The 17,511-nt window shown below is 71.5% G+C and carries 22 protein-coding genes; 4 read left to right on the top strand and 18 right to left on the bottom strand.

Features of this window, described 5'->3' with window-relative positions:
• The first annotated feature begins 58 nt into the window (after window positions 1-58).
• Window positions 59-436 (top strand): hypothetical protein, encoded by a 378-nt coding sequence (locus ACQEV1_RS25295; RefSeq protein WP_433396512.1) that lies wholly within the window; start codon window positions 59-61, stop codon window positions 434-436.
• Window positions 437-475: 39 nt separating this feature from the next.
• Here ACQEV1_RS25295 and trxA read toward each other — a convergent pair whose 3' ends face one another.
• From trxA to ACQEV1_RS25250, 9 genes are all read right to left on the bottom strand, one after another.
• Window positions 476-790: a thioredoxin gene (trxA, locus tag ACQEV1_RS25290; protein ID WP_285624878.1), complete on the bottom strand. Its 315-nt coding sequence runs from the start codon at window positions 788-790 to the stop codon at window positions 476-478.
• Window positions 791-873: 83 nt separating this feature from the next.
• On the bottom strand, window positions 874-1,734 hold the full coding sequence (locus ACQEV1_RS25285; RefSeq protein WP_285583406.1) for a hypothetical protein: 861 nt from the start codon (window positions 1,732-1,734) through the stop codon (window positions 874-876).
• Window positions 1,731-2,675 carry a S66 peptidase family protein gene (locus ACQEV1_RS25280; RefSeq protein WP_433396509.1) on the bottom strand — a complete coding sequence of 315 codons (945 nt, stop codon included), beginning with the start codon at window positions 2,673-2,675 and terminating at the stop codon, window positions 1,731-1,733. The genes ACQEV1_RS25285 and ACQEV1_RS25280 overlap by 4 nt, the downstream gene beginning before the upstream one ends.
• 91 nt (window positions 2,676-2,766) lie before the next feature.
• A complete protein-coding gene (locus ACQEV1_RS25275; protein ID WP_433396507.1) occupies window positions 2,767-3,150 on the bottom strand; it encodes an SIR2 family NAD-dependent protein deacylase in 384 nt (127 codons plus the stop codon).
• 79 nt (window positions 3,151-3,229) lie between these two features.
• Window positions 3,230-4,465, bottom strand: a complete 1,236-nt coding sequence (locus tag ACQEV1_RS25270; RefSeq protein ID WP_285624884.1) for an amino acid deaminase — start codon at window positions 4,463-4,465, stop codon at window positions 3,230-3,232.
• Between the two features lie 58 nt (window positions 4,466-4,523).
• A complete protein-coding gene (locus tag ACQEV1_RS25265) occupies window positions 4,524-4,655 on the bottom strand; it encodes a hypothetical protein (RefSeq protein WP_433396505.1) in 132 nt (43 codons plus the stop codon).
• A 20-nt stretch (window positions 4,656-4,675) separates the two neighbouring features.
• Window positions 4,676-5,065: a helix-turn-helix domain-containing protein gene (locus ACQEV1_RS25260; RefSeq protein ID WP_433396503.1), complete on the bottom strand. Its 390-nt coding sequence runs from the start codon at window positions 5,063-5,065 to the stop codon at window positions 4,676-4,678.
• Between the two features lie 189 nt (window positions 5,066-5,254).
• Window positions 5,255-5,824: a dienelactone hydrolase family protein gene (locus tag ACQEV1_RS25255; protein ID WP_285624888.1), complete on the bottom strand. Its 570-nt coding sequence runs from the start codon at window positions 5,822-5,824 to the stop codon at window positions 5,255-5,257.
• A gap of 32 nt (window positions 5,825-5,856) precedes the next feature.
• Window positions 5,857-6,723, bottom strand: a complete 867-nt coding sequence (locus tag ACQEV1_RS25250) for a thermonuclease family protein (protein WP_433396501.1) — start codon at window positions 6,721-6,723, stop codon at window positions 5,857-5,859.
• 335 nt (window positions 6,724-7,058) lie between these two features.
• On the opposite strand from ACQEV1_RS25250, the gene ACQEV1_RS25245 reads away from it, so the two are divergent.
• Window positions 7,059-7,442, top strand: a complete 384-nt coding sequence (locus ACQEV1_RS25245) for a RidA family protein (RefSeq protein WP_285583418.1) — start codon at window positions 7,059-7,061, stop codon at window positions 7,440-7,442.
• Window positions 7,443-7,482: 40 nt separating this feature from the next.
• Window positions 7,483-8,418, top strand: a complete 936-nt coding sequence (locus tag ACQEV1_RS25240; protein ID WP_285583420.1) for a sulfotransferase family protein — start codon at window positions 7,483-7,485, stop codon at window positions 8,416-8,418.
• 188 nt (window positions 8,419-8,606) lie between these two features.
• Here ACQEV1_RS25240 and ACQEV1_RS25235 read toward each other — a convergent pair whose 3' ends face one another.
• The 3 genes from ACQEV1_RS25235 to ACQEV1_RS25225 are packed head-to-tail and all read right to left on the bottom strand — an operon-like array spanning window position 8,607 to window position 11,504.
• Window positions 8,607-9,029, bottom strand: coding sequence for a hypothetical protein (locus tag ACQEV1_RS25235; RefSeq protein ID WP_433396498.1), 423 nt, complete (start codon window positions 9,027-9,029; stop codon window positions 8,607-8,609).
• A 42-nt stretch (window positions 9,030-9,071) separates the two neighbouring features.
• The gene (locus ACQEV1_RS25230; protein ID WP_285624895.1) at window positions 9,072-9,536 is read right to left on the bottom strand and encodes a hypothetical protein; all 465 of its coding nucleotides are present in this window, start codon (window positions 9,534-9,536) and stop codon (window positions 9,072-9,074) included.
• Between the two features lie 60 nt (window positions 9,537-9,596).
• Entirely contained in the window at window positions 9,597-11,504 is a 1,908-nt protein-coding gene (locus ACQEV1_RS25225) for an ABC transporter ATP-binding protein (protein ID WP_433405967.1), read from the bottom strand.
• Window positions 11,505-11,720: 216 nt separating this feature from the next.
• On the opposite strand from ACQEV1_RS25225, the gene ACQEV1_RS25220 reads away from it, so the two are divergent.
• Window positions 11,721-12,491 (top strand): SDR family NAD(P)-dependent oxidoreductase, encoded by a 771-nt coding sequence (locus ACQEV1_RS25220; RefSeq protein WP_433396496.1) that lies wholly within the window; start codon window positions 11,721-11,723, stop codon window positions 12,489-12,491.
• Here the strand turns inward: ACQEV1_RS25220 and ACQEV1_RS25215 are convergent.
• From ACQEV1_RS25215 to ACQEV1_RS25190, 6 genes are all read right to left on the bottom strand, one after another.
• Window positions 12,488-12,862, bottom strand: a complete 375-nt coding sequence (locus ACQEV1_RS25215) for a response regulator (RefSeq protein ID WP_285624899.1) — start codon at window positions 12,860-12,862, stop codon at window positions 12,488-12,490. The two genes, ACQEV1_RS25220 and ACQEV1_RS25215, sit on opposite strands and share 4 nt — an antisense overlap.
• A 16-nt stretch (window positions 12,863-12,878) precedes the next feature.
• Window positions 12,879-14,012: a glutathione-independent formaldehyde dehydrogenase gene (locus ACQEV1_RS25210; RefSeq protein ID WP_285624902.1), complete on the bottom strand. Its 1,134-nt coding sequence runs from the start codon at window positions 14,010-14,012 to the stop codon at window positions 12,879-12,881.
• A 144-nt stretch (window positions 14,013-14,156) separates the two neighbouring features.
• Window positions 14,157-14,378, bottom strand: a complete 222-nt coding sequence (locus ACQEV1_RS25205; protein WP_285624904.1) for a DUF2945 domain-containing protein — start codon at window positions 14,376-14,378, stop codon at window positions 14,157-14,159.
• 95 nt (window positions 14,379-14,473) lie between these two features.
• Window positions 14,474-15,256, bottom strand: coding sequence for an enoyl-CoA hydratase/isomerase family protein (locus ACQEV1_RS25200; RefSeq protein WP_285624906.1), 783 nt, complete (start codon window positions 15,254-15,256; stop codon window positions 14,474-14,476).
• A gap of 161 nt (window positions 15,257-15,417) precedes the next feature.
• Window positions 15,418-15,630, bottom strand: a complete 213-nt coding sequence (locus tag ACQEV1_RS25195) for a helix-turn-helix domain-containing protein (RefSeq protein ID WP_285583432.1) — start codon at window positions 15,628-15,630, stop codon at window positions 15,418-15,420.
• A gap of 126 nt (window positions 15,631-15,756) precedes the next feature.
• The gene (locus ACQEV1_RS25190; protein WP_285583435.1) at window positions 15,757-17,355 is read right to left on the bottom strand and encodes an ABC-F family ATP-binding cassette domain-containing protein; all 1,599 of its coding nucleotides are present in this window, start codon (window positions 17,353-17,355) and stop codon (window positions 15,757-15,759) included.
• Window positions 17,356-17,511 lie beyond the last annotated feature (156 nt).

Genomic DNA, 17,511 nt, shown 5'->3' with positions numbered 1-17,511 from the left:
GCACCTCACAGCCTACTTTCCTACGGTTCCCCAGTAACCGAAGGAGAGTGATGCGGCGATGACCGTCCTGAAGACCTACGCCCGCCTGTGGGCGGACGACACCGACCAGGTTCTGCCCCTGCTCCGCGACCTCACCGGCGCGGAACCGGACCTGCGCTTCGCCTTCGACGGTGTCGAGCTCACCGCCGTCGGCGACTTCCTCCTCATCGCCGGACCGCCGCGCGAGCGCGCCCGGTACGCCCACGCGACCGCGACCGCGATCGTCCTTGACCTCGACGAGGTGACCGCCGCGCTCCGGCGGGCCAGGGCGCGGATCACCACGCCGGAGTCCACCAGCGCCACCGGGCGGTTCCTCTACGCCCGCCATCCCGGCGGCGCGGAGATCGAGTACGTCGAGTGGGTGCCCGAACTCGTGGAGCGCGTCATCGGGCCGTGAGCTCCCGCGACGGCGGCACGTCGCGGGCGGCCGGCGCGGTCAGAGGTGGGGTTCCAGGTCGGCGAGCAGGGCCCGCTTGGATCGGGCGCCCACGATCTGGTGGACGACCTCGCCGTCGCGGTAGAGGTTCAGCGTGGGGAAGCCGAGCACCCCGTACCTGCGCGCGATCTCCGGGTGGTCGTCGCCGTTGATCTTGGCGACGGTGAGACGGTCGCCGTACTCCGCCTCCACCTGCTCGAGGATCGGCGCGATCATCCGGCACGGCGGGCACCACTCGGCCCAGAAGTCGACCAGCACGGGCCGGTCGCCGTGGAGTACCTGCGCGTCGAAGTCGTCGGTCGTCAGTTCGATCATCGTCTCTCCCCTTGATCCGTATGGCCGCCACCGACGCTAGGCCGTGACACCGGCGTCAAGGTCAAGCCCCGGGCGGCGGCGGATCAGGGAAGGGAGGCGACGAACCGCATGAACTCGTGCGGCAGCTCGGCCCGCCCGGTGTTCGCCCGCTCCAGCAGCGTGAGCGTGCCGCGGCGCCACCAGAACAGCTCCGGCGTCAGGGAGCCGGGCCCGTCCTCGTGGGCGTCGCCGGCGAAGGCGCGCAGGCGCTCGGCACTGATCAGCGCGGTGTCCTTGCGGATCGTGCACGCGGCGATCGTGCTGCGGGTGGGTGCGACGGCGAGCGCGCCGTAGGGGCCGGGGTCGAGGTAGGACTCCAGCCACACCAGGTGCGTCGCGGCGTAGAACGTCGAGCCCTCCAGCACGCGGATGCCGGTGTCGTCGATGACGTCGCACTCGAGCGGGCCGTCGGCGCGGACGCCGTCGCGGCCGACCGCGAACAGCTCATCGGCGGTCACCGGCCAGCCGACCACGTCGTCGGTGACGACCGTGCGCACGGTCGTGGGCGTGTCGGCGACGATCGCCTCGATCAGGCCGGGCGCGAACGGCCGGGAGATCAGCCGGCCGGTGCGGGCCTCGGCCGGGTAGATGCGCGAGCGCAGCAGCCCGCGTACGAGCGCGAAGTCGCTGAGGTCCAGTGGTTCTTCGATCGCGGTGATGATCGTGCCGACGTGGTCGGCGACCAGCGCCGGCCAGTCGTCGCGCGGCACCTGCCGGGCGAGCTGGCGCAGGTTGCGCATGCCGATGTGCAGCCGCTGCGGGCCGTCGAGGAGCATCACGTCACCGGGAACCGCACGGCAGCCGTAACCGTGACTCTCGGCGACCAGCACCACGAGCGAGTCGAGAGCGGGGTCGGAGCCGGCGGCCGTGGTGGACCTGCGGTCGCGCCTCTCGAAGGTGGTCACGGTGTCTCCTCGCCAGGGTGGGAAGGCCCCTCCGCGCCGCCGCCCGTGCCGGGGCCGAGCACCCGCGCGTCCGCGTCGAGCTCCACGTCGGCGCCGAGCCGGATCGTACGCTGCCCGGGACCGTGGCCGACCGGGACGCCCGCCAGGATCGGCACGCCGATCGGCACGAGGCGGTCGGCGAAGACCGCCTCGAGGTCGCCGCAGCCGATCCAGGTGCCGAGCACGATGCCGGCGACGCCCTCGAACCAGCCCGCCTGAAGGAGCTGGGTCAGCATGCGATCGACGCGGTACGGCGCCTCGTTGACGTCTTCGATGAACGCGATGCGGCCCGTGGCCGGCTCCGGGGCGTGCGGAGTGCCGAGCAACGACGTGAGCAGCGCCAGGTTGCCGCCCGTCAGCGTTCCCCGCGCCCGGCCGCCGCGCAGGGTGCCAGTGCCGCGCACCGTGACGTCCGTTCCGAACAGGGCCTCGCGCAGGTACGCGATCGTCTCCGGCTCGCCGTCGGCGAGGGTGGAGACGACCATCGGCCCGAAGGACGTCGGCACGCCGAGGCGCTGGGCGAAGGCGACGTGCAGGGCGGTGATGTCGCTGGAGCCGTGGAAGAGCTTGGGCGCCGCGCGGGCCATCGTCTCCCAGTCGAGATGGTCGAGCACGCGGGCCGCGCCGTAGCCGCCGCGTGCGCAGAACACCGCAGAGATCGCCGGGTCGCACCATGCCGCCTGCAGGTCGGCGGCGCGTTCGTCGTCGGATCCGGCGAGGTAGGCGAGGCCGGACGGGGCGCGGTCGAGCGCGTGCTTGCCGACCATCACTTCGAGACCGAACGAACGCAGCACGGCGCAGCCGCGCTCGAGCCGCTCCGGCTCAGCGGGATAGCTCGGAGCGACCACGGCGACCCTGTCCCCCGCCCGTAGTGAGGGTGGTCCGCCCCCGAGGTCACCCATGTAACTCTCCTTGTTATGTGGTCGGTCAGAGCATGACACCAGTGCACCCCGAAGCGGAAGAGGTCATAAACCACACGCTTGGAATTCGTCGTCAACAAGTATCTGACACGAGTGTCGGCAGGACTGTGCTGATCGGCTCGCGTACGATGGCGTCGGCGAGACGGTCGTACGGCGTCTCCTGCGCGTTGATGATGACGAGCCGCGCGCCGCGCTCGACCGCCTCCACGCAGAGCCCGGCCGCCGGCTGCACGCCGAGCGAGGAGCCGATCGCCAGAAAGAGGGCGCACCCGCGCGCCGCCCGCTCCGCCGCGGCGAAGACGTCCGGCTCCAGCGCCTGCCCGATCGCGGCCGCCTGCGGGTCCTTGGTCCACACGCCCTGCGGACCTCGGAAGTCGGGAATGCCGCTCTCCGTGCTGATGCCCGCCCCGGTGAGCACGGTGACCGCGCCCGCGTTCCGGAGCCATTCGCCGATCATGATCAAGAGCCTATGCCGTGTCCGGTACCGGACATTCACCCGCGGGTCCGCGCAACGCGGAGCCTCCCGTACGAGCCGGTCAGAACCAGGTGCGGACCAGGTCGACCACCGTGTCGCCGGCCACGACCGGAAGCAACTGCCACTTGTCGAACACCGTGCACGGGTGGGAAGCCCCGCAGTCGACCCAGTCGCCCACCTCCACCGTGGTGCCGGACCCGAGCCGCAGGAACGCGTGCTGGTCGTTGAGCGCGGTCACCCGGCTCCCGGTCGCGGGCGAGCGGGAGCCGTCGGCGTGGCGTACGGTGTGCGGCTCCGGCAGGCCCTGGTCGAACGAGATGTCGCGGCGGCCGAGGGTGAGCAGCGCGAGGCCGGGTTCGGGACGGGAGGTCACCTGTGCCCACGCGTGCAGCGCCGGCCTGAACGGCGTGTCCCCGGCCCGGCGAAGTGGTGAGACGTCGCGGTAGAAGCCGTCGTCGTGGGTGATGTAGGCGCCGCTGCGAAGCACGGTGCGGGCGCCGTCGAACACGTCCGCGACCTGGTCGAAGTAGGCGCTGCCGCCCGCGCTGAGGATGGCGTCGTCGGGCAGGTCGAGCCGGCCGGCCAGGTCGCGCAGGTCCCGCAGGTAGCGGTCGACCGTCGCGAGGCTCTCCGGCGTGGCACCGTGCGCGATCGCACCTTCGTACCCGGCCACCCCGGCGAGCCGGAGCCCGTCCGCACCCCGGACCGCCCGGGCCACCTCCTCGGCCGTGGCGACGTCGCGTACGCCGGCGCGCCCGTCCGGCGCCCCGAGCTCGACCAGCACGTCCACCGGCCGCGGCACCCCGCGCAGCGCCGCCGCCATGATCTCGACGCCGCGCACCGAGTCGGCGAAGCAGTACAGCGCGAACTCCGGGTCGCGCGCGAGCTCACCGGCGACCCAGCGCAGCCCGGCCGGGTCGACGAGCTGGTTGGCGACCACGACCCGCCGGACACCGAACGCCCGCGCCACGCGAAGCTGGGCGAAGTTGGCGACGGTGATCCCCCACGCGCCGTGCTCGAGCTGCCGCGCGAACAGCTGCGGGGCCATCGTGGTCTTGCCGTGCGGCGCCAGCAGTACGCCGCGCCGCTCGCACCAGTCGCGCATGGTCGCCAGGTTGTGCTCCAGCGCGGCGGCGTCGAGCACGACGAGGGGCGGATGGAAGCCGCCGTCGAACAGATCCCGCCGCTCGGCCGCGAGCTCCGCCACCGTCATCCCGGCGGCGTCGGCGGGCATGCCCTTGAACCGCCAGTCGATCCGTTCCTCGCCCAACCGCCGCAGCGCGCCGGCATCCACCACGGTCCACCACCCATCGCCCGTCGTGCCGCCTCCGCGGACGCCGGGCGGCGTCCCCACGCTATGCCCCGGTGACGCGGCCCCACGAATCCGGGGCCGTGCGCAGGTGGGGAAGCCCGCCGGAGAGCTCTCGCACGCGGTCGAGCACCCGTCGCGCGTACGCTTCGTCGGTCTCGATCTCAGTGAGCGGCACGACCGGCAACCTGGCGCGGGTCAAGAGCGGAACGCGCCGGAAAGGGAGACCGGTGCCAGGTCCGGCGCGGGAAGATCTTCCAGCTCAACCCAGACCTTCGGGCTGAGTTCCCCGGCCAGCCGCACCCGGAACTCACCGTGCCTGCATCGGTACCGCGCCGGCGGACATTCCGTATCGCGCGGATCAAGGCACGACCCCTGCCAGCTCTGCCACCTGTCGACCCATTGCCGGGCTCCGCCCTTGCTCGCCCGTTCCACCGCCGACACGGTCGCGGCACTGACCCCCGACGCCGTCGCGAGTTGCTTGAGGGTGAGGTCTCGGCCCATGCGAGCGTCGCGGATCAACGCACCCACACGCGGCGCACAAGACGATCGGCCACGCCCCGGCCCGGCAGCGGATTCGGCGTTCACGCCCCAAGGCTCCCCGACGGGTTCCTCGCCTGTCGACCCACGCCGCCCGCCTGTGGACGACCCGGCTCTGGGGGTCGGTAGTCCTCGAAGACCCCGCCTCCTCGTGCCTGGGTCCCCCGCCCGCCGCCGCGGATTCGGGATCTCACCCTTCCGGCGGGTCGGCACCCCGAACGTCCGACGGCGCGGCGGTCACAGTCCCTGGAGGAAGGCGAGGGCGCGCTCCCAGGCCTTTCGTGCGGACGGCTCGTCGTGGTCGGCCAGGTCCGGGTCGGTGAACAGGTGGCCCGCGCCCGGGTAGCGGAACAGTTCGGCGCGCGCGCCGGCGCGGCGCATCCCCTCCTGCCACTCCCCCAGCCAGTCGGCCGGTTCCCACTCGTCCGGGTCGGCGACGTGCAGCTGCACGGGCAGGCCGGGGACGGCCGTGCCCTCCGGGACCTCCGCGGTGCCGTGCATCAGCAGCAGCCCCCGCGCGCCGCCGCCCAGCGCGAGGCGCTGGGCCAGGCTCGCGCCGAGGGAGAGGCCCGCGTACACCGTGCTCTCCCCCGCGTACGGCGCGGCCGCGGCGGCCGCGCGCCGGGCCAGTTCCTCCGGGCCGATCTCGTCCCTGATCTTCAGGCCGGTCTCGGCGTCGTCCGCCGTGCGGCCGTCGTACAGGTCGGGGACCACGACCTCGTGCCCGGTGGTGGCACGGATGCGGGCCGCGGCGTCGAGCACCGCGGCCCGCAGGCCGTACATCGAATGCAGCAGAACAACGGTCATCCCGCCATCGTGGCAGCCCCGCGTGACCGCGGTCACGCCTCGATGAACACCAGATCCTCGGGCGGGTGGGTGAGCCGGATCTTCTGGCCGGACACGGCGGTGACGGTGTCCAGGCCGGTCGCGTGCGCCTCGGAGATGACGAACAGGCGGTCGTTCCGTGCGGCGAGGAAGGCCGTGAACCGGTCGAGGGACACGTCGCCGGCGCCCAGGGCCAGGTAGTCCACGAGCCGGCGGAACAGCTTCGGCAGGATCACGATGTGGTCGTCCAGGTCGGCCAGGCTGGTCACGGTCGCGCCGCTCGTGGTCGCGTCGCCGCTCCACACGCCGTGTCCCTCGGCGCGTGCGGCCTGGGCGGCGGTGGTCAGCTCGGCGCGCAGGTCGGGGTACAGCTTGCTGTAGAACGTCGGGTACACCAGCCCCTCGGAGAGCAGCCGGTGGTTCACGCTCTCGCGCACCGTCGCCGCGGTGGCCCGCACCTGCGCGAGATCGGTCTCCTCGCTCGCGCCCGCGTACGCGAACGCCACCGGCCGCCCGTACTTGTCGGCGAAGCGGGTCAGGATGTAACCGGGCGTCTCGTCCGGCGTGGCGCTCGTGACGGTCTCCCGCTCCCGCTTGACGTCGCTGAAGCCCAGCAGGGCCAGCAGCCGGTCGGCGGCCGCGTGTGCGAGCGGGAGCGGCTGGTGCTGGGTGAAGCCCCCGTGGCCGTGCGGCGTGTAGTGCGTCTCCAGCGCGTCGATCGCGTCGAGTCGCAGCTGCACGCTGCCGACGGCGCTGAGATGCGCGTTCATGCGCAGTTTGACGAACGCCTCCGCGTCGTCGGGGAAGAAGTGGATCGAGTCACCATCGGGCTGGCTGTGCAGGATCCGGTAGGAACCTTTGATCAGGCGTAGCGGCATCATCGCCCCCCTCCGCGCGGCGGCGTTCACCGCCGCGCACGTGCCCCCGACACCGGCGGCCAGCGCCGGCGTCTGCGATCGGCCGAGTCAACCAGCCGGAGCGGGCGTGATCTCGTACCCGCGCCGGTATCCGCAGGTCAGGGCCTGGTAAAGGTCTGTCCGGGGGGCGCCGGGGCGGTGATCGCCCTCGCCGTGTCACCGGCATCGGAAGGGCCGCGGGCGGGGCGGACGGGCATCGGCCCGGCGTGACCATGAAGGTCCCGAAGTCAGTACCATCCCTCTAGGAGCGCCGACGGCGCCGGGGCCATCCGGCCGGTGCCAAGAGATGAGTAACCCGCATGAGTGACAAGATCGCTTTTCACACCGCGAAGGCTCCCCGGCCGGCCGCGGCGTACAGCCAGGGCGTCCGCAAGGGCGGCATCCTCCAGGTCGCCGGTCAGGTCCCGGTCGACCCCGCCACCGGGATCGTCGTCGGCGAGACCGTGGGCGAGCAGACCCGCCAGGCGCTGGAGAACGTCCGGGCGGTGCTGGAGGAGGCCGGCTCCGGCTTCGACGACGTTCTGATGCTGCGGGTCTACCTCACGCGCCGGGAGGACTTCGCGGAGATGAACGCGGTGTACGAGGACTATGTCCGCGAGCCCTACCCCGCGCGTACGACGGTGTTCGTCGGGCTGGCCGAGGGTCTGCTCGTCGAGATCGACGCGCTCGCGGTCGTCGGCTGACGAGCGCCCGCGTAGCGGCCCCGCCCGAGGTGACACGCTGGTGACACCCCCGCGTTCCACGTCTCCGCACATCCTGGTGGTGAACGGCACCAAGGTCCGGCGCCCGGTCTTCCTGCTCGGCGCGCCCCATTCGGGCACGGATCTGGTCGCCCGCGCGATCCGGCACTCGACGGCCTTCCACCTGACGATGGGCCGTCCCAACGTGGTGCGTACGGTCTACGCGTTCGCCCGCCGCCCCTCGATCGCGAGCGAGCGGGGCGCGGGCGCCGCCCGGGTGATGCGCGACGCGTACGCGCAGAGCTGGCAGGTCACCCCGGACGGGTGCGGTGAGTGCCCGGCGCAGTGCCGTGACCTGGGGCGGCTCGGCCCCGACGGCGTCTGCGCCGACCCGCGCGGCATCCAGCGGTTCGCCGACGCGACACCCGACCTGATCTACAGCGCCGACGTCATCCTGGACGCCTTCCCCGACGCGCAGCTGATCCAGGTGATCCGCGACGGCCGTGACGTCGTCGCCGGGATGGTCTCCGACGAGCGCTGCCTCGCGTGGTTCCGTCCCGGCTTCGCCAACCTGGACGAGGTGTTCCCCAACGCCTTCCTCGGCGTCGAGGACGAGACCGAGCGGGCGCGCTGGCCGCGGGCGGGCGTGGCGGTCAAGTGCGCGCTGCGCTGGCGCGGGTCGATCCGGCTCAGCGCCCGGCTGCGCGCCCAGACGCCCGACGAACAGCTGTTCACCATCCGCTACGAGGATCTGGTCACGCGCACCCGCGAGATCCTGGGCGACATCTCCGACTACCTCGGGCAGCGGATCGCCAAGAGCGCGCTGCACGGCGTCGGCGACGACGACATCGGCATGTGGCAGGACCACCTCACGCCCAAGCAGGTCACCCAGGTGGAGAAGATCGCCGGCGCGGAGCTCCGCCGGCTCGGCTACCGGCCGAGCGGACGCGAATGGCCGACGGCCGGCACCCGTTCGTAGCTCCAGCCGATCACCAGACCGGCCGCGCCGCAACCGACGAGGAGCGCGGCGAACCGCCGGACCCCGCGTTTCGTACTGCTCATCGCACTCACTCCGCGGTGAAGAGAATCGCCTGCCGCCTCCCAGGGTGAGCCGGGCACGCGACAGGGATGTGGACTCGAGAATGCGCCTGCGTTAAGTCCGCCCGCTCACTTCGTGCGCCAGCGCGGCCGGGTCTCGCCGGCCTTCTTGGTGCACGTCAGCCTCTTGCCCGTGGCGGCCTTGGCGGTCGCCCCGGCCCGCGAGCAGTACTCGCCGGCGCGCGGCGCGGTGGTCGACGGAGCCTGCGAGTACCAGCGGGCCTGCTTGTCGCCGGGCTTCTTGAGACACCGGGCCCAGCCGCCGTTCGCGGTCCTGCCCACCACGCCGGTGGCCTTGCAGTAGCCGCCGACCCGTACGGTGCCGGTGACGGTCGCCGAGGCGGACGGCGCGCGTGTCGCGGCCGGCGCATGGTGTCGCGCCCCCGGGCTCGCGCTTTGCGCGACCGTCGCGGCCTTCTTGTTCCCTCCGCACCCGGTGAGCGGCATGACCGCGCTCAGGGCGACGCACGTCAGGACGAGCGGACGATTCATCTGGTCCCCCGATGTCGACGCGCCCCCGCTCCGGTTCGGGGCTCAGGGGCTGAAGTAGTGCTGCATGCGGACGATCCGGCCCTGGCCGTCGAACCAGAGCTCGAACATGTGGGCGCGGTCCAGCAGCGGGTGCGACCGCCGGCTCAGCCGTCGCAGGTCGTCGTCGAGCTGCTCCGGGGTCAGCCGGACACCGCGCACGTAGTCGGTGACGCCGTGGTCGACGATCGGCGCCGAAGCACGGATCACCGCTCCGGGCGCGATCGTCAGCGGCAGGTAGCGCCCGACGGACGCCGGGCGTACCGTCTCTGGCCCCCCGTGCCGCACCATGCGGGCCGGCGCGAACAGCACGCGGTCCGGGCCCGGCCCCGCCTGGACGAGGCCGAACACCTTCGAACGGCCCGCGTAGGCCGGGTCCGCGCCGGCCGGCGCTCCGACGAGGAGCAGACCGCACGCCGACCAGACCGCGGCCATCACCCAGCGTGCCCGGGTGATGTACGCAGTGCTCACACCGCTGGGTCTACCCCTGCCCCGTACGCCTCACTCCTCCCGCTTCCGCGGTGCGGTCGCTCAGGCCTGGGGCGCCGCGGCGGGTACGACGTCGTCCGCCCGCTCCTGCCGGGCGAACTGGGTGTGGTACAGCTCGGCGTACAGTCCGCCGCGGTCGAGCAGCTCGTCGTGGCGGCCCCGCTCCAGCACCCGGCCGTTGTCGATCACCAGGATCTGGTCGGCCTCGCGGATCGTGGACAGCCGGTGGGCGATGACGATCGACGTACGGCCCGCGAGGGCGGTCTTCAGCGCCCGCTGCACCGCCGCCTCGGATTCGGAGTCCAGGTGCGCGGTCGCCTCGTCCAGCACCACGACCGAGGGCGCCTTGAGCAGCAGCCGGGCGATCGCCAGGCGCTGCTTCTCACCGCCGGACAGCCGGTAGCCCCGGTCGCCGACCACGGTGTCCAGGCCGTCCGGCATCTCCGCGACCAGGTCCCAGATCTGGGCCGCTCGCAGCGCCTCGACCAGCTCCTCATCGGTCGCGTCCGGCCGCGCGTACACCAGGTTGGCGCGGATCGAGTCGTGGAACAGGTGCGCGTCCTGGGTGACGACGCCGATGGCGTCGCGCAGCGACTCGAGCGTGGCGTCGCGGACGTCCTGACCGTCGATGCGGACCACGCCGTCCGTGACGTCGTAGAGCCGGGACACGAGCTGGGTGATGGTCGTCTTGCCGGCGCCCGAGGGTCCCACGAGCGCGGTCAGGCCACCCGGTTCGACCCGGAAGTCCACCCCGTGCAGCACCTCACGGCTCGGTGCCGTGTCGGTGCGCGCGATCGACTCCAGCGAGGCCAGCGAGACCTCCGCGGCGGCCGGGTAGCGGAAGGTGACGTCGTCGAACTCCACGGCCGGCGCCTCGCCGGTGCGGGGCAGCGGCGTCGCGTCCGGCTTCTCGGCCACCATCGGCGGCAGGTCGAGCACCTCGAAGACCCGGTCGAAGCTGACCAGGGCGGTCATCACGTCGACGTGCACGTTGGACAGCGCGGTGAGCGGGCCGTACATGCGGGTCAGCAGCGTGGCCAGGGCGACGAGGGTGCCGAGCTGGAAGCTGCCGTTCACCACCAGTGACCCGCCGACGCCGTACACCATGGCGGTGGCCAGCGAGGCGACGAGCGTCAGCGCGGTGAAGAACACGCGGCCGTACATGCCCGAGACGACGCCGATGTCGCGGACGCGTGCCGCCCGACCCGCGAACATCGCCGACTCCTCCTCGGGGCGGCCGTACAGCTTGGCGAGCATCGCGCCCGCGACGTTGAACCGCTCGGTCATCAGCGAGCCCATCTCGGCGTCGAGCTGCATCTGCTCTCTGCTGATCTTCTGCAGCCGCCGCCCGACCCACTTGGCCGGGAAGATGAAGATCGGCAACAGGACCAGGGCGATGAGCGTGACCTGCCAGGACAGCACGAGCATCGTGACCAGCACGAGGATCAGGCTGATCACGTTGGAGACCACTGAGGACAAGGTCGTCGTGAGGGCGCGCTGGGCGCCGATGACGTCGCTGTTGAGCCGGCTGACCAGCGAGCCGGTCTGGGCGCGCATGAAGAACGCGACCGGCATGCGCTGGACGTGGTCGAAGACCTGGGTCCGCAGGTCGTAGATGAGTCCTTCACCGATGCGCGCGGAGTACCACCGCTGCGCCAGGCCGATCACCGCGTCGAAGAGCGCCAGCACGCCGACGGCGACCGCGAGCCCGACGACCAGGCCGGTCCGGTGCTGCACGATGCCGCGGTCGATGATCGCCTTGAGCAGCAGCGGGTTCGCCACGACGATGACGGCGGCGACCGCGTTCAGAGCCAGGAACAGGACGAGCTCGCGGACGTACGGGCGTGCGTAGCCGGCGATGCGGCGCACCGTGCCCGCCTTCAGGCGCTCCTTGACCACCGAGTTGTCGCGGCGGAACGACATCATCACCATCCAGCCGTTGTCCGGCATTCCCACGGTGATTCCTCCCGGAGGTTAAGACGTAATCATGTAAGCATCGTTGACAACAGGATGCGCGGACGCGTGATTCCCGTCGACACGACCAGCCTGCGCCACGTTAGCGGGCGCCGTCATCGGCCCCCCTGCCGATCCGGGACGGACCCTCCGACCTAGGTCCAGGGAACCCGGTGCGATGATCACTTCATACCGGCAAGCAGTGGAGGAGATGTGGCGAGAGTCTTCATCACCGGTTCGTCGGACGGGCTCGGCCTGATGGCCGGGCGCCTCCTGGTTGAGGAGGGGCACGCGGTCGTGCTCCACGCCAGGAACGACGCCCGGGCCGAGGACGCGCGGGCCGCGCTCCCGCAGGCCGAGGCGGTGGTGGTCGGCGACGTCACGACGCTCACGGCCATGCGCGAGGTCGCGGACCAGGCGAACGGGCGAGGACGGTTCGACGCCGTGATCCACAACGTCGGGCTCGGGTACCGCGAGCCGCGCCGCGTCGAGACCGCCGACGGCCTGTCCCACCTGTGGGCCGTCAACGTGCTCGCGCCCTACGTGCTCACGGCGCTCATGCACCGGCCCGACCGGCTGATCTACCTGAGTTCGGGCATGCACCTCGGCGGCGATCCGAGCCTGGAGGACCTCCAGTGGGCCGGGCGCCCCTGGAACGGCAGCCAGGCCTATTCCGACACCAAGCTCCACGACGTGCTGCTGGCCTTCGGCGTCGCGCGACGCCGGCCCGGGGTGCCGTCGAACGCGGTCAGCCCGGGGTGGGTGGCGACGCGCATGGGCGGTCCGGGCGCGCCGGACGACCTCGACCAGGCGCACCGGACCCAGGTGTGGCTCGCGGTGAGCGACGACCCGGACGCGCGGGAAACCGGCCGTTACCTCTACCACCGCCGGCCCGCGGACCTGCATCCGTCCGCGCGCGACGCCGAACGGCAGGACCGTCTCCTCGACTACTGCCGCGACGTGTCCGGCATCCTCCTGGACTAGACGCTTCCTGCTCCGGCGTTCGTGAGCAGGGTGCGGATGGCGCTGCCGGACAGACGGGTCTTGGACAGGAAGCCGATCGCCGGGCTGGCCGCGATCAGTTCGGCGAAGTCCGTCTCCACGTAGGTGGAGATCAGGATCACGTGGGGCGGTTCCGGGGCCTGCGCCAGTGCGTCCGCGAGGTCGAAGCCGTGCTCCTCGCCGAGCATGATGTCGACGAGCGCGACGTCGGGACGGAGCCGCTCGGCCTGGCGGAACGCCTCGGCCGAGGTGGTGGCGACGCCGACGACGGCGATTCCGTCGCGCTTGAGCAGATCGCGAGCGACTTGGAGGAAGCGCTCGTTGTCGTCGACGATCAGACAACGGACGGCCATACCCTCAGACTCGCATTCACGGGTGCAGGACGACCTTCGTCCAGCCGCTCTTCCGGACATCGAACTGCTGGTAGCCCTCCGGCGCCTCATCGAGCGGCAGTTCGTGGGACACCACGAAGGACGGGCTGGCCTTGCCGTCGGCGATCAGGTCGCGCAGCCGGCGGTTGTAGGCCTTGACGTTGCACTGGCCCGTGGCCATCGTCTGGCCCTTGAACCAGAACTCGCCGAAGTCGAAGACGATCTTCCCGCGCCGGTAAAGGAGATCCGGCGCCTGCGGATCCTCGCGGACGAAGACGCCGACGACCGCGATCGTGCCGGTGGGCCGCACCGAGGCGATCAGATTGTTCAAGGTGATGCTGGGATGCTCGACGCAGGCGACGTCGTGCGCCTGGAACCCGACGCACTCGCAGCCGCGGTCGGCGCCCTCGCCGCCGGTCAGGTCGAGCACCTGCTCGACCGCCGACGCCTCGCTGTAGTCGATCGGGATCGCCCCGATCTCCTCCGCGAGCCGTAGCCGGTCCGGATGCAGGTCGACCACCAGCACGCGGCCCGCTCCCTTGATGATCGCGGAGTAGGCCGCCATGAGCCCGACCGGCCCCGCCCCGTAGACGACGACGGACTCGCCCGGCCGGAGGCCCGCGAGCTCGGTCACGTGGTAGCCCGTGGGGAAGATGTCCGCGCACATCACATAGTCGATCTCCTTGTCGGGTCTCTCCGGCGGCAGTTCGAGGCACATGAAGTCACCGTGCGGGACACGCAGATACTCCGCCTGGCCGCCGCTGTAGGGACCCATGCCGGCGAACCCGAAGGCCGCGCCCGCGGACGGCGGATTCGTCGTCAGGCAGAACGCCGTCAGCCCGCGCTCGCAGTTCTTGCAGTAGCCGCAGCTGACGTTGAACGGCACGCACACCCGGTCCCCCACGCGTACGCGCTCGACGGCCGCGCCGACCTCGATCACCTCGCCGAGGTTCTCGTGCCCCAGCACGCGCCCGGGTTCGATGCTCGTCCGGCCCTCGTACATGTGGAGGTCGGAGCCGCAGATGTTCGTCGTCGTGACCCTGATCAGCACGTCCGTCGGCGCCTCGATCACCGGATCGGCCACCTGATCCACCCGGACGTCCCTCGGGCCGTGATAGACCACCGCTTTCATGGGGCCCCCTTCTCACGGGCGCCGTTCGCGCGCGAACGACTCGCACCCCGCCTACTCGCCACTATCGCACCGGCCGCCCGCATCGCCGCAGGTAGGCCGCTGGTGAGGGAAGGCGACGCGGACCAGGGGCGTCCGCGGCCTCCGTCAGTGCTTCTTCTTCTCGCGAAGCGCGTCCGGCCGGTGCACCGCCGTGCGGCCGGACCTGTCGCTGCGGACCTCGTACTGCGGGTCGTCCGGTGAGGCGTCGACGGTGCGTCCCGCCGCCTCGGTGCGTTCGGTGATCTCCCGCTCGACCTTGCCGTGGGTCTCGCTTCCGTGGCTGCGCCAGGAGACCTCGTCGCCCTTGTGAGGCTTCTTCTTCGTCATCGTCATCTCCCCCGAATCCGGCTCATGCCATGCCCCTACCCGGGCGTGAACCGGATCCACGTCCCGTGCGGGGCCGGCCGAACCGGCGCGGGAGATCAGGAAGACCGCTCGCCGGCGAGCTCGCGCAGCAGGGCGACCTGCTCACGGCGCTCGGCCGCGGACTGCTCCTCCAGCGTGTTGCCCGGGGCTGCGCGCAGCAGGCGCTTGGTCGCCACCGCGGTCGTGGGCCGTACGGCCAGGATCGCCGCGACGAGATCGTCCACCGCCTTGCCCAGGTCGGCGACGGGCACCACCAGCTCGGCGAGCCCGAGCCGGGCGGCCTCGTCGGCGAACACGGTGCGCGCGGTCAGACAGAGCTCCAGCGCCCGCGGCACGCCGACGATGTCGACGAGCGGCTTGGTGCCGGTCAGGTCGGGCACGATGCCGAGCGCCGGCTCCTTCATCGCGAACTTGACGTCGTCGGCCACGACCCGCAGGTCACAGGCCAGGGCGAGCTGGAAGCCCCCTCCGATGGCGTGGCCGTGCACCGCCGCGATGGAGACGATGTCGGGCCGGCGCAGCCACAGGTAGCCGGCCTGCAGCCCGTGGATGAACTCCTCGTCGCGCGGAGCGAGGGCGTCCTCCCCCGGGACGCCCTCCGCGGTGAACAGGCGCAGGTCGATGCCGGCCGAGAACGCCGGCCCCTCCCCCCGTACGACGACGACCCGCACGCCGTCCGGGAGCGTGTCTCCGATCCGGGCCAGCGTGCGCCACGTGCTGAACGTCAGCGCGTTGCGCCGCTCGGGCCGGGCCAGCGTGATCGTGGCCACGGCTCCCTCGACGGCGAGACGCAGGCCCGCCTGCTCGAATTCGGCATGAGTGATAGAGCCGTCCGCCATGACCGTCCTTTCCTGGTCCGCCCCGAGGGCGGATCGGGCCGCCGTCGTGCCCGACCTTAACGGGTCGGGCACGACGAGCGTCAGACGGTACGGCGCACGGAGCAGAGGGGAGCAGGCGTCAGAGACGGCTCGTGAAACCGTCAGGGCTGCACGACGGCTTCTCAGGCCTTCTTTCCACGGGTCGCTCCACCTCGACCGCGCAGGTTCACGCCGGACTCGGTGAGGATCCGGTGAATGAAGCCGTACGACCGGCCGGTCGCGGCGGCCAGGGCGCGGATGCTCTCACCGGAGTCGTAGCGTTTCTTCAGCTGCTCTGCCAACTTGTCTCTCTCGGCACCGGTCACGCGGGTGCCCTTCTTTAGGGTCTCGGCCACGAGTACCTCCCGTAGTGATGTGGTGACCGCTGCGTTATCCCCCGCCATGATCAGACATTCACGCGCGATCGGCTACCCACTACGCCAGAAAAGATCTGCTTCCTTGCGTACAGGTTGCGTCGCAGGTCAGGCAAGTGCCACGAGATCGGAAAATTCGTCACTCCAAATATCTTCGACACCATCAGGAAGCAAGATCACTCTTTCCGGTTGGAGCGCCTCCACCGCACCCTCATCGTGAGTCACAAGAACGATGGCTCCCGCGTACGAACGGAGGGCCGCGAGGATCTCCTCCCGGCTCGCCGGATCGAGGTTGTTGGTGGGCTCGTCGAGGAGCAGGACGTTGGCGCTGGAGACCACGAGCGTCGCGAGGGCGAGGCGCGTCTTCTCCCCGCCGGACAGCACGCGCGCGGGCTTGTCGACGTCGTCACCGGCGAACAGGAACGAGCCCAGGATCTTGCGCACCTCGACCTCCGGCAGGTCGGGTGCCGCCGAGCGCATGTTCTCCAGGACCGTGCGGTCCAGGTCGAGCGTCTCGTGCTCCTGGGCGTAGTAGCCGAGCCGCAGACCGTGCCCGTCGACCCGCTCCCCCGTGTCGGCCTTCTCGACGCCGGCGAGCAGGCGCAGAAGCGTCGTTTTGCCCGCTCCGTTCAGGCCGAGGACCACCACGCGGCTGCCTCGATCAACGGCCAAATCGACATCCGTGAAGACTTCCAACGAACCGTACGATTTCGACAAAGCTCGCGCCATGAGCGGCGTTTTGCCACACGGAGCGGGTGCGGGGAAGCGAATCTTGGCGACTTTGTCCGCCCTCCGCTCGTCCTCGACGCCCGCGAGCAGGCGCTGCGCCCGCCGCTCCATCTGCTGGGCGGCCTTGGCCTTCGTGGCCTTGGCGCGCATCTTGTCGGCCTGGGTCTGCAGGGTGCTCGCCTGGCGCTCGGCGTTGGCGCGCTCCCGCCGGCGGCGCCGCTCGTCGGTCTCCCGCTGGGCGAGGTACTTCTTCCAGCCCACGTTGTAGATGTCGATCACATTGCGGTTCGCGTCGAGGTGGAACACCTTGTTGACGACCACGTCGAGCAGCCCGACGTCGTGGCTGATCACGATCAGGCCGCCCTGGTGGCTCTTGAGGAAGTCGCGCAGCCAGCTGATCGAGTCGGCGTCGAGGTGGTTCGTCGGCTCGTCGAGGAGCAGCGTGTCGGCGCCGGAGAACAGGATGCGGGCCAGCTCGACGCGGCGCCGCTGGCCGCCGGACAGGGTGCGCAGCGGCTGGCCGAGCACCCGGTCGGGCAGGTTGAGGCTGGAGGCGATGGAGGCGGCCTCGGCGTCGGCGGCGTAGCCGCCGAGGACGTGCAGCCGATCCTCCAGCCGGCCGTAGCGGCGGACGGCCTTGTCGCGCTCGGCGCCGTCGGCGGTCGCCATGCGCTCCTCGGCCTCCCGCATCTGCCGGATCACCTCGTCCAGGCCCCGCGCGGACAGGATGCGGTCGCGGGCGAGGACCTCGAGGTCGCCGGTGCGCGGGTCCTGCGGCAGGTAGCCGACCGTGCCCGAGCGGGTCACCTGGCCCGACGCGGGCAGCCCCTCACCGGCGAGCACGCGCGTGAGGGTGGTCTTGCCGGCTCCGTTGCGGCCGACGAGGCCGACCCGGTCGCCGGGGTTGACGCGGAACGAGGCGCCTTCGAGGAGCAGGCGGGCGCCGGCTCGCAGTTCGATGCCTTGGGCAGTGATCACGGTGGAAACGCTCCTGGGGGGCGGGCTGGGGCGACTGCGGACGTCGAAAAGGGCGCCGCCCGTGGCCTCTGCGGCCCGGCCGCGCCCTGGGAGCGCCTGATCAGCTCGCAAGCATGGCGTCAGTCTACGGGAGACGACGACCGGTCACGAACACCC

This window comes from Actinoallomurus sp. CA-142502, from assembly GCF_050936355.1.
GTDB classification, from domain to species: domain Bacteria; phylum Actinomycetota; class Actinomycetes; order Streptosporangiales; family Streptosporangiaceae; genus Actinoallomurus; species Actinoallomurus iriomotensis.
This window is presented reverse-complemented; position numbering and strand designations above follow the sequence as displayed.